Source organism: Gordonia sp. ABSL11-1 (genome assembly GCF_030315685.1).
Lineage (GTDB): Bacteria > Actinomycetota > Actinomycetes > Mycobacteriales > Mycobacteriaceae > Gordonia.
Genome location: NZ_JASXSI010000005.1, coordinates 225,804 through 243,134, shown reverse-complemented (window position 1 = coordinate 243,134; position 17,331 = coordinate 225,804). Strand labels below are relative to the sequence as shown.

Sequence of the window (17,331 nt, the reverse complement as noted above, 5' to 3'; positions counted from 1 at the left end):
GACGTGGCTCAGACGAGCTGCCGCCTGATCAGCCGAAGCGTCCCGAGATGTAGTCCTCGGTCTCCTTCTTGACGGGGTTGGAGAACATCGTCTCCGTGTCGTTGATCTCGACGAGCTGACCCGGCTGGCCGACGCCCTCGAGGTTGAAGAACGCGGTCTGATCGCTGACGCGGGCTGCCTGCTGCATGTTGTGGGTGACGATCACGATGGTGTACTCCTTCTTGAGCTCACCCATCAGGTCCTCGATCGCCAGCGTCGAGATCGGGTCGAGCGCGGAGCACGGCTCGTCCATCAGCAGCACGTCCGGCGACACCGCGATGGCGCGGGCGATGCACAGACGCTGCTGCTGACCGCCGGAGAGACCGCCACCAGGCTTGTCGAGACGGTCCTTGACCTCTTCCCACAGGTTCGCACCCTTGAGGCTGCGCTCCGCGACATCGTCGAGCTGCGACTTGCTGCGGACGCCCTGCAGTTTCAGGCCGGCGACGACGTTGTCGCGGATCGACATCGTCGGGAACGGATTGGGGCGCTGGAAGACCATGCCGATGGTCGACCGCACGCTCACCGGGTCGATGCCCTTGGCGTAGATGTCCTCACCGTCGAGAAGCACCTTGCCCTGCGCGTAGGCGCCAGGGGTGACCTCGTGCATGCGGTTGAGGGTCCGCAGCACCGTCGACTTGCCGCAGCCGGATGGACCGATGAAGGCGGTGATGCAGCGCGGCGGAACCTCGAGGCTCACGTCCTTCACCGCATGGAAGTCGCCGTAATAGATGTTCAGGTCTTTGATGTCGAGGCGCTTGGCCATGATCTGTCCGTTCGTGTTTCGAGAAGTGGTCGGGGTCGTCGAGGTCGCGTGGTTCAGCCCTTGGGGGCGAATACCTTGGATACGACCTTGGCGCCGAAGTAGATGATCGCGACGAGGATGACGAGGGTGAGCGCCGCACCCCACACCGTGTCGAAGGCACTGGGCCCGTTGTTGTACTGCTGAACCATCATGAGCGGCAACGACTCCTGGTTCCCATCGAAGGGATTCCAGTTCATCGCCCGGGTCGCGCCGACCAGGATCAGCACCGGCGCTGATTCGCCCATCACGCGGGCGATCGCGAGCATGACGCCGGTGATGATGCCGGACATGGCCGTCGGCAACACGATCCGCGCGATCGTCTTCCACTTCGGGATACCCAGGGCGTAGGACGCCTCGCGCAGATCCTGCGGGACGATCTTCAGCATCTCCTCGGTCGCACGGACCACGAGCGGCACCATGAGCAGCACGAGCGCGATCGCGACGACGAATCCGGATCGGGGCAGCCCCAGCGTGGTGCGCCACACCGCGTAGACGAACAGCGCGGCGACGATCGACGGCACACCGGAGAGGATGTCGACCATGAAGGTGGTGGTCCGGGCCAGTAGCGACTTCCGGTTGCTGTACTCCACCAGGTAGATCGCGACGAAGATGCCCAGCGGCACCGAGATGACCGCGGCCAGGGCGGTCTGGATCAGCGTGCCGACGATGGCGTTGGCAGCGCCGCCGTACCGTTCGGCGCGGAACCACCAGTCCGGATCGAGGATCGGTTCGATACCCCGCACAACGAGCGTGATGACCAGCCAGAAGAGCGGCACCAAGGCGATCAGCAGGGCGAGGGTGACCAGCACACCGGCCGCGCTGTTGCCGATCTTGCGTCGGGGGGAGAGCGGGATGAATCCGGCCGGGCGGGTCTTGACCGGGTCGGCGCCCGGATTCTCTGTGGTCACGGACATGTCACTTCTTCTTTCCGGTGACCACCGCGCGGGCGGCGGCGTTGACGAGGAAGGTCAGCACGAAGAGGGTGAGGCCGGCCGAGATGTACGCACCGGTCTTGGCGGGCGAGTCGAACTCGGCCGCGTTGTTGGCGATCTTCGTCGCGAACGTCTCGCCGCTCTCCATCAGGTTGAAGTTCATCGGCCCGGCGGTCGAGATGATCAGCAGCAGCGCCATCGTCTCACCGAGCGCGCGACCGAGGCCGAGCATCGAACCGCTGATGTAACCGGAGAAACCGAACGGCAGCACGGCGACGCGGACGACCTCCCACTTCGTCGCCCCGAGCGCGAGGGCGGCCTCACGCTGCCCCTTCGGCGTCTGGATGAAGACCTCGCGGGTGACCGCGGTGATGATCGGCAGGATCATCACCGCCAGCACGATGCCGGCGGTCAGGAGCGTGCCGCCGGTGGACATGTTGGCGACCTGGGTGGGCTCGGAGAAGAACGGCAGGAAGCCGAGGTTGCCGACGAGCCATTCGTTGACGGGGACCAGCGCCGGTCCGAGCACGAGGATGCCCCACAGTCCGTAGACGATCGAGGGCACCGCGGCCAGCAGGTCGACGGTGTAGGTGATCGGTCCGACGAGCCGCTTCGGCGCGTACTCGGTGAGGAAGATCGAGATGCCGAGCGCGATCGGCATGGCAAGGATCAGCGCGATCACCGAGACCACCACGGTTGCGTAGAACAGCTGCGGGATACCGAACTTCAGCTCGGTCCCGGTGGTGATCCACTCGCCCTGATAGGTGAAGAAGTTCGCGGTGTTCTTCGCGAGTGAGGGGATCGCCTGCGCCAGCAGGAACAGTGCGATCAGCGCGATGATGACGGAGACGAGGATGCCCGAACCCACCGAGAGGGTCCGGAAGATCTGGTCGCCGAGTCGACTGCTCTTGCCCGACCGCAGACCCTCGGTGTCGCCTCCGGGTTCGGTGGGGCCCCCGGGCAGCGTCGGGTCACCGGGGTGTTCACCCTGCTGCTCGCTGAGAGAGGTCATGCGTCCTTCTGGTTCGGCTCTGGTCATGCCGGTCACTTCCCGTGATCGTCAGGTATCAGTCTGTCAACCGATGTCGCGGGGCCGCAAAAGATGGCGGCCCCGCGACATCGATCAGGTGGTCACTGGGAGTTCGAGCCGCCCGAGCCCTGGCCGAGTGCGTCGACACTGCCCTGCAGGGTGGTCTTGAAGCCCTGCGGAAGTGCGACGTAGCCGATCTCGGCGAGGCCGTCCTGGCCCTGATTGAGGATCTCGGTGAACGCCGACTTCAGCGTGTTCGAGGTCGCCTCGTCGGCGTAGCCGGCCGAGCAGACGATCGAGTAGGGGGTCAGCAGCAGCGGGTAGGAGCCCGCTTCCTTCGACGCGTACAGCGAGTCGGTGTCGACGACGAGATCCTTGCTGCCCGGGGTCTTGAACGTGACGGTGTCGAGCGCCTTGCCCGCGGTCTCGTTGGTCAGCTGGACCGGTCCGGCACCGAAGTCGACGGCGGCGACGCCGAGGTCGTTCTCGGTCGCGAAGCCCCACTCGACATAGGTGATCGAGCCCGGGGTCTTCTTCACCGTGTCACCGACGCCGGTGGACTTGGCGGCACCCGAGCCACCCTTGCCCTGGAACTCCTTGCTGTGCTCATACGGCCACGCCTGGGGAGCCGAGGCCTGCAGGAAGCGCTGGAAGTTGTCGGTGGTGCCCGAGCTGTCGCTGCGGTGGACCGGGACGATGTTCTCGGCCGGAAGGGTCACGCCCGGGTTCAGTGCGGCGATCGCCGGGTCGTTCCACGTGGTGATCTTCGAGTCGAAGATGCCCGCGAGAACGGTCGGGTTGAGGTTGAGCTTGTCGACGCCCTCGACGTTGTAGGCGATCGCGACCGGGCCCGCGACGAGCGGCAGATGCCATGCGTCGTTGCCGTTGCAGCGCTCCTTGGCCTGGGTGATCTCGTCTCCCTTGAGGGCAGAATCCGATCCGGCGAAGTCGACGTCGCCCGCGATGAACTTCTTGATGCCGTCGCCGGAGCCACTGCCGGTGTAGTCGAGAACGATGTCGGAGTTGTCGGTCAGCACCTGGCTGAAGTGCTCCATCGCCTTCTGCTGTGCGGTCGACCCCTCGCCGCTCACGGTCTGGCTCTCCCCACCGCCACCGCACGCACTGAGCAGGGCCACCGCTGCGATGGTCGACACTGCTGCCATCGCGCCATTCCGATAGATTTTCACCGCGTCACGTTGCCTTTCGATCGATGACCCCGGCACTCCGGGGTGTCCGAATTGAGACGCTAGGCCGGGCTGGTGGACGGTCTGCCGACACCAGGTGAACGGAGGGTGAATTGGGCGCGCACTGTAGTAAGGTCTCCCTTTGCTACGCTGGTCAGCGATCATCATGAGCATCCTCTCTGCGGCCGCGCACGCCGCGGCGGGCACATCCCGCTCGTCCGTCCGGGTCGCCGCAGTCGATCTCCAGCACAGTCGCCGTCGCTCGTCGGCGGTGTTCGGCCCGATGACCGTCCCATCGCGGGACGTCGCCGTCGAACGACTGCGGGCGATGTCCGCCGCCGGGCCCGAGTTCCGCATCGGATTGGTTCCGTCGGCATCGGAAAGCCGTTGGCGGACAACAGAATCTGACATCGGCGACTCCGTCGTGCAGGTGACCCGCCTGTCCCCGGGCACGGATCCGCTGACCCTGCTGGACACCGTCCGGTCACTGCCCGACGCCGGGGTGCGGGTCGTCCTCGCCGGTGACACCACCGCCATCGATTTCAGCCACGGCCTGGGCGATGTCGCGTTCGCCCAGGCCGTCGCCGACGTGATGCTGGGCGGGGTTCCGCTGACCGACGCCCACTGGGATCCGTATCGACGGCGCGGGTCACGCCTGCTGGCGGCATCGGCCCGGACCTTCGGCAGCGACCCTCGACGTCTGGTCGACCTCCTGCGCTTCCACCGCCGCCGACTACCCACGGTGCCGGCGGACACCCGCGCCGTCCGAACGATCGAGCGCTCGGCGCCCGACGCCCGCGTGGTCCGACTGTCCGACGACGACGTCGCCACACTGCGTTCACTGCGGGACCGCCACCTGCCCGGGGTGAGCATGTTCGTCATCCACACATGCGCGCTGCTCGCCGCCCTCGACCACGCGGGTATCGCGGTCAACCGCGACGTCACGATCCCGTTCGACGCGCGACCCTACCTCCCCGCGTCGATGGGGACGCTCGCCTCCTTCTCGGCCGGGCTGGCGTTCCCCGTCGACGCCGCGACGCGGGCAGGCGAGTTGCAGGCGATGATGACCGCCGCGGCCCGGATGGGACGACCGGTCGCGAACCTGGCGGTCAGCACGGCCAAGGTGCGCCTGGCCCGTCGATCGCACCTGCACGCCGACGGCCCGTGGACCGTCACCGCCACGTCACCGCGCGCCGATCTGCTGCACTCGTTCGTGGGTCGCATCCCGCAGACGACGTACTCGCCGTTCACCGACCCCGGCCGGGCCAGGACGCTCATCGTCAGCGATCCGGTCTCACCGGCGGGCATCACCGTGACGTCTGCGACGTCCGGCGACAATGCACTCTGCGTGACGGCCGCGTTCCACGCGTCGGTGTTCGACGGAGACCGGATCGACTCGGCCCTCTCCGGTCTCACCGACCACGCGAGGCAGGTCATCAGGGCGTGACGTCGAGCACATTCTGATAGGCAACCCTCAGCAAGGTAAGCCTCCCCTTAGAGATGCGCTACTGTAAACCACATCTGTTGTACTTCCTGCGCTCGAAAGTTCCGTGGTCTCGTGTCTGTCCCCGCTCCGACGGTGCCGCCGTCGCCTCCCTCACCCACCCTGTCGGTGATCATCTGCTGCTACACGACAGACCGCATCGATGCGCTGCGTGCCGCGATCGACAGTGTCACCGCACAGATCGGCACGGCCGACGAGGCGATCGTCGTCGTCGACCACAACCCCGGACTCCTCGGGCGACTGCGCGCCGACGACACCACCGGCCGTGGTGTCCGCGTCGTGCCCAACGACGAGACCCGGGGACTCTCGGGCGCCCGCAACACCGGACTGGCCGCCGCACGGGGTGACGTCGTCGTGTTCCTCGACGACGACGCCGCGCTCGAACCGCAGGCACTCTCGGGCATCCGCACCCGGCTCGCGGGACCCGAGATCGTCGCGGTCGGCGGCGCGGTCGATGCGCAGTGGGACGACGATCGTGTGCCGTCGTGGTTCCCGCCGGAGTTCGGGTGGGTCGTCGGCTGCGATTACCGGGGTCTCCCCGCCGACGGCGCGACCATCCGCAACCCGATCGGCGCAGCAATGGCCGTACGACGCGACGAGCTCACCGCTATCGGCGGCTTCTCCCACCGCCTCGGACGGCGGGGCGCCTTCCCCGCCGGATGCGAGGAGACATTGATGGGAATTGCTCTGCGAGAACACTTCCCGTCCACCGAGATCGTCCGCGACACCGCGTTCCGTGTCCGCCATCGGGTCACCGCCGACCGCGCGACCGTCCGCTACTTCGTGCACCGCTGTTTCCAGGAGGGCCGGTCCAAGGCCGTGCTCGCCACCCTCGCCGCCACCTCGACGGCACTGTCGAGCGAACGTTCCTATGCCGCCCGGACGTTGACGTCGGGACTGTGGCTCCACCGGCGCTCACCACTGCGGCTGCTGGCGCTCCTCGTCGGATTCGCCTCCACCACCGCGGGTTTCGTGGTCGGCACCGTCGCCACCCGCCTGCGTGACCTGCCCCGAGAGGACTCCCGACGATGAACCGAGCCGCCACCTTCCTGCGAGATCCCCTTCTCGCCCGCATCAGCGCGATCGTGCTGCTGCAGTACTTCGCCGTCGAATGGGTCGTATCCGCGACGTGGCGCGGTGAATACGGCTATCGGACCAACACCGTCGGTCCGCTCGGCATCCCGTTCTGCGGTCCGCAGGGCACCTGGCCGTGCAGCGCGCTGTATCCGGCCATGAACGTCTCGTTCGTGATCACCGGCCTGGCCGTCGCGGTCATCGGTGGATCCTGGCTCATCCGGCGTTCCGTCGCACAGCCGGCGGGTGGTGCACTGGTCATCGCCGGCGGCGCACTCGTCGTCGCCGGGGGCATCACCGAGAAGACCGACTACCCGGTGCATGTCACCGCGATGACCGTCTTCTACGTCCTCGGCGCACTGGGCTGTCTGCTGATCGGTCTGTCCGGATCGACGCGACTGCCGACGGCCCCACGCTGCGCACTCACCGTCGGCGGCGCCGTCGCGACCCTCGCCTACTTCTGCTTCGCCGGCGGCCTCACCGGGTGGCTCGGCAGCGGCGGCACCGAGCGGGCGATCATCTACGGCATTCTCATCGGGCTACTGGTCGCCGGTGTCGCCGGGAGCTCGTCCGCCCCGACCCGACGCCCTACCGGCACTCACCGCGCCGAGGATCGCGACGACACCGAGACGACCGAACTCGCCACGACCTCGGGTCCCGCATGAGACCGCCGCGCCCCGCCTGGGGCGTCGTCGCCGGTGCGCTCACGATGACCGCGTGTCTGTCCGCGTGCGCACTGCCGTTCGGCAACGCCAGCTCTGATCCGTCCGTCGGCCGCACACTGTTCGCCGACGAATTCGACGGTCCCGCAGGACCGGTCGGGGCACCATGGCTGGCGCAGACCGGTGGTGGTGGCTGGGGCAACGACGAGATGCAGTTCTACACCGGCGATCTGGCCAACGTCCGCGTCGACGGCAACGGGCACCTCGCCATCACCGCCCGCTACGACGGCACGACGATCACCAGCGCCCGACTGAGCACCGCGGGCAAGCAGTCGGTCACCTACGGTCGCGTCGAGGCGCGCATCTCGCTGCCCGCCGGGCGGGGACTGCATCCCGCGTTCTGGCTCCTCGGCGACGATCTCGATCAGGTCGGCTGGCCGCGGGCCGGAGAGATCGACGTGATCGAGACCGTCAACGACGCCGGCGAGTTCCACAGCAGCATCCATGCACCGCAGGAGTCGTCGGTGCGCGGGCAGACCGTCTCGGCCTCCGGGACGCCACCGACTCCGATCGCGGGCACGTTCCACCGGTACTGGATGATCAAGTCCCCCGGCCGGATCGAGACCGGCATCGACGACAGTTCCCTGTTCGTCGTCACCCCCGCCGACCTCGCTGCCGACTCCCAGTGGGTGTTCGACGCCCCGTTCCATCTGCTCCTGACGCTCGCCGTCGGCGGCAACTGGCCCGGCCCCCCTGACGAGTCGACACCCGATCCGTCCACCATGCTCGTCGACTGGGTACGGGTGAGCGCGCTGTGACCGACCACATCCTCCGTCCCGCGATGTCCGTCGAGGGAGCACCCGAATGGCCGGGCGCGACCTGGATCGGCATCCTCGACATCGCTGAGCTCGCGGCCGACCCCGAACCGGGTTCCGGCGATTCATCCGGTGACGATCCGACGATGACCGAGGCCGTCTGCGTCGCACCGGCATCCGACGGCTTCGGACGGGCCCGCATCCTCATCCGCGACGGACTCGCCCCCGTGCACTTCGTCGAGGCACCGCTCGACGACGGACGCGTGCGGCTGCCCCTGCCGTCGCGATCCGCTCCCGGCCCCGACGCTCCCGCCGACATCCCGCTCCCACCGATGTCGGTGGTGCTGTGCACCCGGGAGCGCCCGGATCACCTGCGCGGCGCCCTCGCATCGCTGCTGCTGGTCGACCACCCCGACTTCGAGATCATCGTCGTCGACAACGCGCCGACGACCGACGCGACCGAACTCGTCGTCGCCGAGGTGTCCGACGACCGGGTGCGCCGGATCGTCGAACCGGTGGCCGGGCTGTCGAGCGCACGCAACGCCGGACTGCGCGCCGCGCGACACGAGTTCGTCGCCTACACCGACGACGACGTGGTCGCCGATCCCGGATGGCTCCGCGGTCTGGCACTGGGCTTCTCGCGTTCCGACGATGTCGTCTGCGTGTGCGGCACAGTACCCAGCGGTGAGCTCCGGACCCTGCCGCAGGCCTACTTCGACTGGCGGGTGTCCTGGGCCGACAACCTCGAACCGCGCGTGTACTCGATGGCCACTCCCCCCGAGGACGTCCCGCTCTTCCCGTTCCAGGTCGGCGTCTACGGCACCGGCGCCAACTTCGCGATCCGGCGCGATGCCGCGATCGCGTTGGGCGCCTTCGACGAACGACTCGGCGCCGGCACCCGCACCCGCGGCGGCGAGGATCTCGACATGTTCTTCCGGGTGCTGGTCGGCGGACACTCGCTGGCCACCGAACCGTCGTCGATCATCTGGCATCGGCACCGCAGCGACAACGACGCACTCCTGTCGCAGGCCCGCGGTTACGGGGTCGGGCTGGGCGCCTGGTTGACCAAGGTGGCCGTGACCCGCGAACACCGCCGACTCGCGTTCTCGGTGCTGCGCAGGCGTCGTCGCGCCGTGGCACGGGCGGGTGCCGCCTACGGCGCGATCGCCGCCCCACCACCCGAGTTCCTCAGCAGTGTGCCGCCGTCGGTGGGTCGGGTCGAGGTCTTCTCGGTGCTGGCGGGACCGAGCGCGCTGTGGCGGGAAGGCCGCCGACGACGCGCCCGCGCACGTCGGGTACCAGCGAGCACCCACCGGGCAGGACAGCATTCATGACCGCCACCATCGTTGCACCCGGCACACAACCCATCGACGACCCGCAAGGCCCGGTCTCCGCGGACCGGATGATGCGCCCGCGCAGGCGCTTCCGTCCCGCCGACCTCGCGATCGTCGCCGCCACCGTCGGTCTCGCCGGACTGCTGCCCCTCGGCGCTCCGCTCAAGGCCCTCCTGGTGATCACCTTCGTGCTGCTCGGTCCGGGCGCGGCACTGGCGACCTGGGTGCGCATCCCGCGGCCCGCCCGCGCCGCTGCGATCCCCACACTCGGCATGGCGACCGCCACCATCTCCTCGATCACCGCGATGTGGTCCTACCGGTGGGACACCACTGCGATCCTCGTGCTGCTCTGTCTTGCTTCCGCCGGTAGCAGCGCAGTCTGGTACGTACGTACCGGCGCATGGCCCGACGTCCGTCACTGGCCGACCGCTGCCGCACACACCGGCCGTGCGGTCATCACCGCTCCCGGACTCAATCCCCCCACTGTCATCGTCGCGATCGCGCTGATCGTCTGGGCCGTCGCCCTGCCGACGCTCCCCGGCACCGACGCGAGCTTCTACAGCCTGCTCGCCTCGGGCAGCGGACGTCTGCTGATCCCGGCGATCCTGTTGTCCGCCATCGCATTCGTCTGGGCGATCGCCACCCGACGGCTCGCTGCGGCGGTCCTCGCGATCGGCGCCGCGATCGTCGTCGCACGGGTCACGACCTGGCTCGGCACCGAGGTCCCGCTCTACGACTGGACCTACAAGCACATCGGCGTCGTGCGCTACATCGTCACGTACGATCTGATCCAGCCCAACGGCACCGACATCTACGCCCAGTGGCCGGCCTTCTTCGTGACGTCGGCGTGGTTCTCCGAGGTGACGGGTCTCGACCCGATGACCATGGCCCACGTGTTCGCCCCGTTCGTACACCTCGTGCTGGCCGTGATCGTGTACTCCGCCGCACGGGTTCTCGGGCAGGGGCGCCGCGTGGCCCTCGTCGCCGTGTTCTTCGCCGAGGTGACCAACTGGGTCGGGCAGGACTACTTCTCGCCGCAGGCCTGGACCCTGCTGCTGGCCTTCGGATTGCTCACCCTGCTCCTCGCGTCGCGCGGCGCACCGCAGACGGCGGTCCTGGCGATCATCCCGTTCGCCGCAACCGTCCCCACGCACCAGCTCACCCCGTTCTGGTTGCTGGGGGCGGCCACCCTGCTGGTGTTCTTCCGCCGTATCCGGCCGTGGTGGGCCGTCGCCGCGATGATCGCGATCGCGGGCGTCTATCTCGTGTTGAACTTCGACGCCGTCGCGCCGTACGGAATCCTGTCGGGCGGCAACCCCGTGGAGAACGCGACGAGCAACATCACCGCCGCCGGTGTGCCCGCCAAGGAGTTCACGTCGCTCATCTGCCGCGGGTTGTCGGCGGGGGTGTTCGCGACGGCGGCACTCGCGGCGATCTGGGCGTGGCGCACCGGCCGACGGCACGTGCTGACCCGAGTGATCCTCGCGTTCTCGGCCCTGTGCCTGTTGCTCGGCCAGAGTTATGGCGGGGAGGCGATCTTCCGCGTCTACCTGTACAGCCTGCTCGGCTGCTCGCTGCTGATCGCCCCCGCCGTCGTCGCGTTGCTCGACGGGTGGCGTCGCGGAGTGCTGCGTTCGCTCGGCGCCGCGGTCGCGACCGCCGGCATGTGCATGGCGTCCCTCGCCGGCCTGTATTCCTTTGTCGCACTGTGGCCTCTGGTCTCGGAGACACGCACGCAGATCGACGTGATGAACTCGCTCGTGGCGTCGAGCGAGCCGGGTACCCGGATCATGATGATGACGCCGGGCGGCATGCCGAGCCGGACCACGGCCGACTACGCGGCGTTCACGCTCGCCAATCCCTACTTCGACTATCCGTTGAGTTACGACCTCGCCGAACGCCGATTCTCCTTCCCCACAGCCGAACAGCTCGGTTTCCTGGACTGGCGTGCCGATCAGCAGGACCACCCGACGATCGTGGCGTTCAGCACGCAGTCCGAACGCTCCATCGAGTACTACGGTGAATACGCGCCGGGCTCGGTCGATCTGTTCAAACAGGCGCTGTCCGAGTCACCGGAATGGACGTTGCTGTACCAGAACGGCGACAATGCGATCTTCCGTCACGACGCGGGCACCCGACCGCGCTGAACACCCGGGGGCATCACTGTCGTGAAATGAGACACACAATAGCCTGAGCATTAGGCTAGCATTACCTAAGAGAATAGTATTGTGACCAGCCGATCATCTGCATCGTCCGGCCGGGGGTTCGGAACACATCCGCTCAGATGCACGGTCTCTAATTTGGAGGGTTTCCCTTGACCAACGCTTCTGATGACCTCGGCGCGGCACCGGCCGTCGCCACCCCACCGGTCGGCGACATGAGCGAGTTCGAGCAGGACTTCGACTTCTCGGGCACCGCGGCGCCGGCCGACGACGGTCCGACGAACTCCGCACCGTCAGAGGACGACCCGGCTCTCGCCGGCGTCCCGGTACGGGTGACCGTGGTGATCCCGACGCGCAACGAGGCACTCAACCTCCCCTACGTCGCCGAACGGATGCCCGAGGTCGACGAGATCGTCGTCGTCGACGGCGCATCAGTCGACAACACAGTCGAAGTGGCGCAACGACTCTGGCCGCAGGCCGTCATCGTCCACCAGACCCGTAACGGCAAGGGCAACGCTCTCGCCTGCGGGTTCGCCGCCGCGACCGGTGACATCATCGTCATGATCGACGCCGACGGATCGACCGATCCTGCCGAGATCCCCGCCTTCGTGGCCACCCTCGTCGAGGGGGCGGACCTCGCCAAGGGCAGCCGATTCTCGCTCGGCGGCGGCAGCGACGACATCACCACCCTGCGCCGGTTCGGCAACAAGGGGCTCAACTGGCTGGTGAACCGCATCTTCGCGACCCAGTTTGCCGATCTCTGCTACGGCTACAACGCCTTCTGGCGTCGGCATCTGGCGGTCATCGATCTGCCCGACGTCGACGCGACCGAGTCGCAGTGGGGCGACGGATTCGAGGTCGAGACGATCATCAACGTGCGGATGGCCCGCGCGGACATGATCATCCACGAGGTCGGCAGTCACGAGAGTCGGCGCATCCACGGCCGCAGCAACCTCAATGCGTTCAGTGACGGACTGCGCGTCCTGCGCACCATCGATCGCGAACGGCGGTCGCGGCGAGCCGGACAGCGGAGCATGAACTCGGCTCCCGCCCGCGTCGCGGACTGAGTCGCCTGACACTGCACTCTCCCGCACCGCACTCATCAGCGCTGCACTCCCGCATTGCACTCCTCAGCACTGCACTCCCAGATCGAGAAGACATGATTGACAACGAGATACGGTGCCAGGTCGCCATCGTCGGCGCCGGCCCGGCCGGCCTGATCCTGGCACACATGCTGCATCTGCAGGGCATCGACACCGTCGTGGTGGAACGGCAATCCGAAAGCCACGTCCGGGCGCGGATCCGTGCGGGTGTTGTCGAGCAGACCACCGTCGACCTGCTCACCGAGATCGGACTCGCCGACCGCCTGCACCGAGAGGCTCTGGTGCACGACGGCTTCTACATCCGGTTCGACCGCACCACTCACCATCTCGACTTCCACCGTCACCTCGGTCGACACGCGTTCGTCTACGGGCAGACCGAACTCGTGGCCGACCTGATCGACGCCCGACGGGCGACCGCCCGTCCGCTGTACTTCGACGCCGACGACGTCTCGCTCGGTGAGATCGACACCGATCACCCCACCGTCGAGTTCACCCACGACGGATCACGCACACGCATCGCAGCCGACTTCGTCGCCGGTTGCGACGGGTTCCACGGCGTCTGCCGGCAGGTCGTCGACCCGACCGCCATCCGCGTCATGGACCGGTCGTATCCGTTTGCCTGGCTGGGCATCCTGGCCCGCACCACCCCGGTCACCGACGAGGGCATGTACTGCGCGCACCCGGATGGTCTGTCGGTGCACAGCATGCGGGGGCCGGAACTGACCCGGCAGTATCTGCAGGTACCCGCCGACACCGACCTGGCCGACTGGTCCGACGAGCGGATCTGGACGGAGCTGCGCCGCCGCAGCGCCGCCGACGACCACCCGGAACTCGAGACGGGCGAGATCATCGAACGATCGCTGGCACCGCTGCGCAGCGTGGTCACCGATCCGATGCAGCAGGGCTCCCTGTTCCTGCTCGGCGACGCCGCGCACATCGTCCCGCCCACCGGCGCGAAGGGCCTGAATCTCGCGGTCTCCGACGCCTGCGTCCTGTCTCACGCCCTGGGCACCTGGTACGCCCTCGCCGACCGCTCCGCGTTGGATGCCTATTCGGCGACCGCACTACCGAGAATCTGGCAGGCACAGGCGTTCTCGTGGAACCTGACCACCACCCTCCACCGCCTCGGCGAGGGTGAGTTCGACTGGCAGCTGCGCCGGGCGCGGCTGCAGCGGTGGACGTCGTCGGCCGACGAGGAACGCGCCCTGGGTGAGGTCTACCTGGGACTGCCGTTCCCCACCTCCTGGCAACCCGAGCTGGTGTCGGCATGACCGGCACCTCCACTCTCGGCTCCCCGTCCTCGACCTCCCCGGCAACCGCCTCCACCGATCGGAGAACGATGTGATCGACAACCACGAGTCCCGTCGGCACATGTTGTCGGGCAAGCAGATCCGGCTCTCACGCATCTTCGGCACGGCCAGTCGCCGCGCTCTGGTGGTGCCGATGGACCACTCGGTCACGATCGGACCCCTGGGTGCCTCGACGCACGCCGATCAGACCGCCGCCGTGCTGGAACGAGCGGGCGCCGACGCGCTGATCGTCCACAAGGGCCGTGCGCGTACCATCACCCCGTCCCGCTTCGGGTCGATGGGCCTGATCGTGCATCTCTCGGCCGGCACCAGCCTCGCCGTCGACCAGACGCGCAAGGTCCTCGTCGGTTCGGTGGAGGAATGCCTCGCCCTCGGCGCCGACGCGGTGAGTGTGCACGTGAACGTCGGTGCTCCCACCGAATCCGAGCAGCTGACCGATCTCGGCGTGGTCGCTGCCGAGTGCGACCGTCTCGGGGTCCCGCTCCTCGCGATGATGTACGCACGTGGCGGTATCGCCGATACCGGCAACACATCGGTGGCCACGCTCTCCCATCTCGGCGCCATCGCCACCGATCTGGGGGCAGACATCGTCAAACTCGACTATGCCGGGTCGTCGCAGAAGATGAACGCGGTCGTCGACACGTGTCCGCTGCCGATCCTCGTCGCCGGCGGGCCGGCCACCGCATCCGACGATGCCGCGATCGACTTCGGTCTGCAGGTCGTCGAATCACGGGTGGCCGGACTCAGTTTCGGTCGGCTGATCTTCGGCGCCGAGCATCCGCACCGGGTCGCCTCCACACTGGCCGACCGGCTGCATCGCGAGGCGATACCGGCCCGGCCGCTGACCCCGGCACTCGAACTCGCCTGAACCGCAACGGCCCACCCGACCGACAGTCGATCACGGCCGGACAACCACCGAAGCCTCTGTCCCGACAGCCAGAAAGACCATCGTGAGCACCTCCACCGACATCGTCACCGACGACATCACCCCGCTGTCCGCAGTCACCTCGGACACCGTCACCTCGGACACCGCCTACGCCGCAACCGGAACCCCGTCCCGCCGTGAACACCTCGCCTGGATCGACATCCGCGGTGTGTCCGATCACCTCCGGGACGCCCTGGTGCAGGCCGCCATCCATCACCGCATCAGCGGCATCGTCAGCGACGACCCGGAGGTGCTCGCCGACCTCCCGCCGACGGTGCGCCGTGTGCTCGCCGTCCCCGCGCCGGCTGTCGACACCGACGTCGCCGCGACCGTCGACGTCGTCCTCGGTGTGCATTCCGGTGACGACGAGAACGTCCTCGTCGACGCCGGGCCCTCCACGGAGGCCGGTGTGCACGTGGTGGTCTCGGACGCCGACACCCTGCGTCATGCCTGCGAGATCGTCCGTCGTGCACCCTGGACGGTGCTGACCTTCACCGACCCCACGAAGATCCCGCTCGAGATCGTCATCGCGGCCGCCGAGAACTCCGGTGGCCGCACCGTGACCGTCGTCAACGACATCGAGGACGCGGAGATCGTCAAACTGGTCCTCGAACACGGCTCCGACGGTCTGCTGCTGAGTCCGCGCTCGGCCGACGACGTGGCAACTCTCGCCGAGGTCATCCGACCCACTGCCGATCGCATCGAGCTGGCCGAACTCACCGTCACCAAGGTCGAACACATCGGCATGGGTGAGCGCGCGTGCATCGACACCTGCTCGTTGCTGGAGAAGGACGAGGGCTGCCTGATCGGTTCGTTCTCCACCGGGATGTTCCTGTCGTGCAGCGAGACCCATCCGCTCCCGTACATGCCGACCCGGCCGTTCCGGTGGAACGCCGGCGCGGTGCACTCCTATGTCCTGGTGCCCGACAACCGCACCCGCTATGTCAGCGAATTGCAGGCCGGTCAGCCGATCCTGGCGATCCGCAGCACCGGGGAAGTCCGGGAGGTCCGCATCGGCCGTGTGAAGATCGAACGGCGCCCGCTGATCTCCGTCTCGGCGACCGCACCGGACGGCCGCAAGGTCAACGTCATCGCCCAGGACGACTGGCATGTCCGTCTCCTCGGCCCCGGCGGGTCGGTCAACAATGTCACCGACCTGAAGCCCGGCGACAAGCTCCTCGGCTACGCGCCCGCGGAGTCGCGCCACGTCGGACTGCCCATCACCGAGTTCTGCGACGAGCGGTAGGTCGTCGTGAGCATCTCCGCACTCGCACCCGAGCGCGACGCGGATTCGGAACAGACCGCCCCGCAGGTCCTCTGGTACATCAACCCGACCGACGGTGACGTCCCCTGGGAACCGTCGCACCGGGTCCCACCGACGTTCGACGTGATCCGCCATCAGGCGCGCACGCTCGACCGACTCGGCTACTACGGGGCGCTCACGACGGCCCGCGAGGCGATCTCGCTCGTCGCCGACACCCAGAATCTGCGGTTCCTGATCCCCGAGTACCCCGGCGTGAAGCCACCGGTGCTGCTCGCCGAGGAGGCGCAGGTCTTCGATCAGTACTCGGGCGGCCGGTTGATCTACAACCAGGTCAACGGAGCCGATCCCGTCCTGCACCGATATGGCCGTTTCGGGTCGAAGGCGGAACGCTATCGGGTGTCGGCCGAGTACTGGACCCAGGTCAAGCGGCTCTACCTGGACGACGTCGAACCGTTCGACGGCGAGTTCTTCTCCTACGGTCCGCGATACAAGCCGCCGATCCCCGGACCGCGGCAGCCGGGCGGCATCGAGGTGTGGGGTACCGGCGCGTCATCCGAGGGCATCGCCCACGCCGCCGAGGTCCTCGACGTCTACCTGTCGTTCATGTCCGAACCCGCCGCCCTCACCGGACTCTTCGATCGGGTCCGCCTGGCGGCCGCGGAACGTGGACGGACCCTGCGCTTCGGGGTGCTCGCCAGCGTGATCGTGCGAGAGACCGACGACGAGGCGTGGGAGCGTTTCGAGTGGCAACTGGGCCGGACCCGGCCGGAGACCGTGCTGGCCACCGCCGACCGCAACCTGCGCAGCTTCGGCTACCCCGGCCTCGACGAGATCCGGAGCGACAACCCGCAGGTGCAGGGTCGGATCGAGGCCCTCCGCGCAGGGCGGCTGCCGGGTCGTGCCGATCTCGAGTTCGCGCCCAACATGGCTGCCGGACTCACGACGTGGACCGCGGCCGAGCCGCCGTTCGACATCGCCGGCAAGGGCACCGGCACCTACTTCGTCGGCAGCGCCGAGAACGTGGCGGCGGCGATGTCGGCGGTCGCCCGCCGGGCCGGGATCGACGTGTGGATCCTGTCCGGATGGCCGCTGGCCGCCGAGGCCGAGATCGCCGCCGACCTCTTGCTGCCACTGCTCCTCCGACAGGCTCCGGCGCGGGCTGTCGGCGTCACGCGATGACGGCGCGCC

The 17,331-nt window shown here is 68.0% G+C and carries 15 protein-coding genes; 11 read left to right on the top strand and 4 right to left on the bottom strand.

The genetic code is table 11. The features are described from left to right. Nucleotides 1-28 precede the first annotated feature (28 nt). The 4 genes from pstB to pstS form a co-directional block, all read right to left on the bottom strand. Nucleotides 29-805: a phosphate ABC transporter ATP-binding protein PstB gene (pstB, locus tag QSJ19_RS08210; RefSeq protein ID WP_286319573.1), complete on the bottom strand. Its 777-nt coding sequence runs from the start codon at nucleotides 803-805 to the stop codon at nucleotides 29-31. Nucleotides 806-858: 53 nt separating this feature from the next. Further along, entirely contained in the window at nucleotides 859-1,758 is a 900-nt protein-coding gene (pstA, locus tag QSJ19_RS08205) for a phosphate ABC transporter permease PstA (RefSeq protein WP_286319572.1), read from the bottom strand. Between the two features lies 1 nt (nucleotide 1,759). Beyond that, nucleotides 1,760-2,788: a phosphate ABC transporter permease subunit PstC gene (pstC, locus tag QSJ19_RS08200; RefSeq protein ID WP_286319571.1), complete on the bottom strand. Its 1,029-nt coding sequence runs from the start codon at nucleotides 2,786-2,788 to the stop codon at nucleotides 1,760-1,762. Between the two features lie 119 nt (nucleotides 2,789-2,907). After that, nucleotides 2,908-3,993, bottom strand: coding sequence for a phosphate ABC transporter substrate-binding protein PstS (pstS, locus tag QSJ19_RS08195; RefSeq protein ID WP_286319570.1), 1,086 nt, complete (start codon nucleotides 3,991-3,993; stop codon nucleotides 2,908-2,910). Nucleotides 3,994-4,156: 163 nt separating this feature from the next. On the opposite strand from pstS, the gene QSJ19_RS08190 reads away from it, so the two are divergent. The 11 genes from QSJ19_RS08190 to QSJ19_RS08140 all read left to right on the top strand — a co-directional run bounded on the left by QSJ19_RS08190 (nucleotide 4,157) and on the right by QSJ19_RS08140 (nucleotide 17,322). Continuing rightward, the gene (locus tag QSJ19_RS08190; RefSeq protein ID WP_286319569.1) at nucleotides 4,157-5,437 is read left to right on the top strand and encodes a hypothetical protein; all 1,281 of its coding nucleotides are present in this window, start codon (nucleotides 4,157-4,159) and stop codon (nucleotides 5,435-5,437) included. A gap of 111 nt (nucleotides 5,438-5,548) precedes the next feature. Beyond that, nucleotides 5,549-6,526: a glycosyltransferase family 2 protein gene (locus QSJ19_RS08185; protein ID WP_286319568.1), complete on the top strand. Its 978-nt coding sequence runs from the start codon at nucleotides 5,549-5,551 to the stop codon at nucleotides 6,524-6,526. Next, the gene (locus QSJ19_RS08180) at nucleotides 6,523-7,233 is read left to right on the top strand and encodes a DUF998 domain-containing protein (RefSeq protein WP_286319567.1); all 711 of its coding nucleotides are present in this window, start codon (nucleotides 6,523-6,525) and stop codon (nucleotides 7,231-7,233) included. Before QSJ19_RS08185 ends, QSJ19_RS08180 begins: the two co-directional genes overlap by 4 nt. Beyond that, complete coding sequence (locus QSJ19_RS08175) at nucleotides 7,230-8,048, top strand: glycoside hydrolase family 16 protein (protein WP_286319566.1); 819 nt, start codon at nucleotides 7,230-7,232, stop codon at nucleotides 8,046-8,048. The genes QSJ19_RS08180 and QSJ19_RS08175 overlap by 4 nt, the downstream gene beginning before the upstream one ends. A gap of 23 nt (nucleotides 8,049-8,071) precedes the next feature. After that, a complete protein-coding gene (locus tag QSJ19_RS08170) occupies nucleotides 8,072-9,379 on the top strand; it encodes a glycosyltransferase family 2 protein (RefSeq protein ID WP_286319676.1) in 1,308 nt (435 codons plus the stop codon). Beyond that, on the top strand, nucleotides 9,376-11,526 hold the full coding sequence (locus tag QSJ19_RS08165; protein WP_286319564.1) for a hypothetical protein: 2,151 nt from the start codon (nucleotides 9,376-9,378) through the stop codon (nucleotides 11,524-11,526). The genes QSJ19_RS08170 and QSJ19_RS08165 overlap by 4 nt, the downstream gene beginning before the upstream one ends. Nucleotides 11,527-11,756: 230 nt before the next feature. After that, on the top strand, nucleotides 11,757-12,608 hold the full coding sequence (locus QSJ19_RS08160) for a glycosyltransferase family 2 protein (protein ID WP_502876120.1): 852 nt from the start codon (nucleotides 11,757-11,759) through the stop codon (nucleotides 12,606-12,608). Between the two features lie 92 nt (nucleotides 12,609-12,700). Then, entirely contained in the window at nucleotides 12,701-13,915 is a 1,215-nt protein-coding gene (locus QSJ19_RS08155) for a 4-hydroxybenzoate 3-monooxygenase (protein ID WP_286319562.1), read from the top strand. Between the two features lie 100 nt (nucleotides 13,916-14,015). Next, nucleotides 14,016-14,822 carry a 2-amino-3,7-dideoxy-D-threo-hept-6-ulosonate synthase gene (locus tag QSJ19_RS08150; RefSeq protein ID WP_286319675.1) on the top strand — a complete coding sequence of 269 codons (807 nt, stop codon included), beginning with the start codon at nucleotides 14,016-14,018 and terminating at the stop codon, nucleotides 14,820-14,822. An 82-nt stretch (nucleotides 14,823-14,904) separates the two neighbouring features. Continuing rightward, nucleotides 14,905-16,125: a 3-dehydroquinate synthase II family protein gene (locus QSJ19_RS08145; protein WP_286319561.1), complete on the top strand. Its 1,221-nt coding sequence runs from the start codon at nucleotides 14,905-14,907 to the stop codon at nucleotides 16,123-16,125. 12 nt (nucleotides 16,126-16,137) lie between these two features. Continuing rightward, complete coding sequence (locus tag QSJ19_RS08140; protein WP_286319674.1) at nucleotides 16,138-17,322, top strand: LLM class flavin-dependent oxidoreductase; 1,185 nt, start codon at nucleotides 16,138-16,140, stop codon at nucleotides 17,320-17,322. Nucleotides 17,323-17,331: the final 9 nt, after the last annotated feature.

Excerpts from the sequence above, each read along its gene's own strand:
- pstB (WP_286319573.1), bottom strand. The coding sequence starts at position 805 with ATGGCCAAGCGCCTCGACATCAAAGACCTGAACATCTATTACGGCGAC.
- pstA (WP_286319572.1), bottom strand. The coding sequence starts at position 1,758 with ATGTCCGTGACCACAGAGAATCCGGGCGCCGACCCGGTCAAGACCCGC.
- pstC (WP_286319571.1), bottom strand. The coding sequence starts at position 2,788 with ATGACCTCTCTCAGCGAGCAGCAGGGTGAACACCCCGGTGACCCGACG.
- QSJ19_RS08190 (WP_286319569.1), top strand. The coding sequence starts at position 4,157 with ATGAGCATCCTCTCTGCGGCCGCGCACGCCGCGGCGGGCACATCCCGC.
- QSJ19_RS08180 (WP_286319567.1), top strand. The coding sequence starts at position 6,523 with ATGAACCGAGCCGCCACCTTCCTGCGAGATCCCCTTCTCGCCCGCATC.
- QSJ19_RS08175 (WP_286319566.1), top strand. The coding sequence starts at position 7,230 with ATGAGACCGCCGCGCCCCGCCTGGGGCGTCGTCGCCGGTGCGCTCACG.
- QSJ19_RS08170 (WP_286319676.1), top strand. The coding sequence starts at position 8,072 with ATGTCCGTCGAGGGAGCACCCGAATGGCCGGGCGCGACCTGGATCGGC.
- QSJ19_RS08165 (WP_286319564.1), top strand. The coding sequence starts at position 9,376 with ATGACCGCCACCATCGTTGCACCCGGCACACAACCCATCGACGACCCG.
- QSJ19_RS08160 (WP_502876120.1), top strand. The coding sequence starts at position 11,757 with ATGAGCGAGTTCGAGCAGGACTTCGACTTCTCGGGCACCGCGGCGCCG.
- QSJ19_RS08155 (WP_286319562.1), top strand. The coding sequence starts at position 12,701 with ATGATTGACAACGAGATACGGTGCCAGGTCGCCATCGTCGGCGCCGGC.
- QSJ19_RS08150 (WP_286319675.1), top strand. The coding sequence starts at position 14,016 with ATGTTGTCGGGCAAGCAGATCCGGCTCTCACGCATCTTCGGCACGGCC.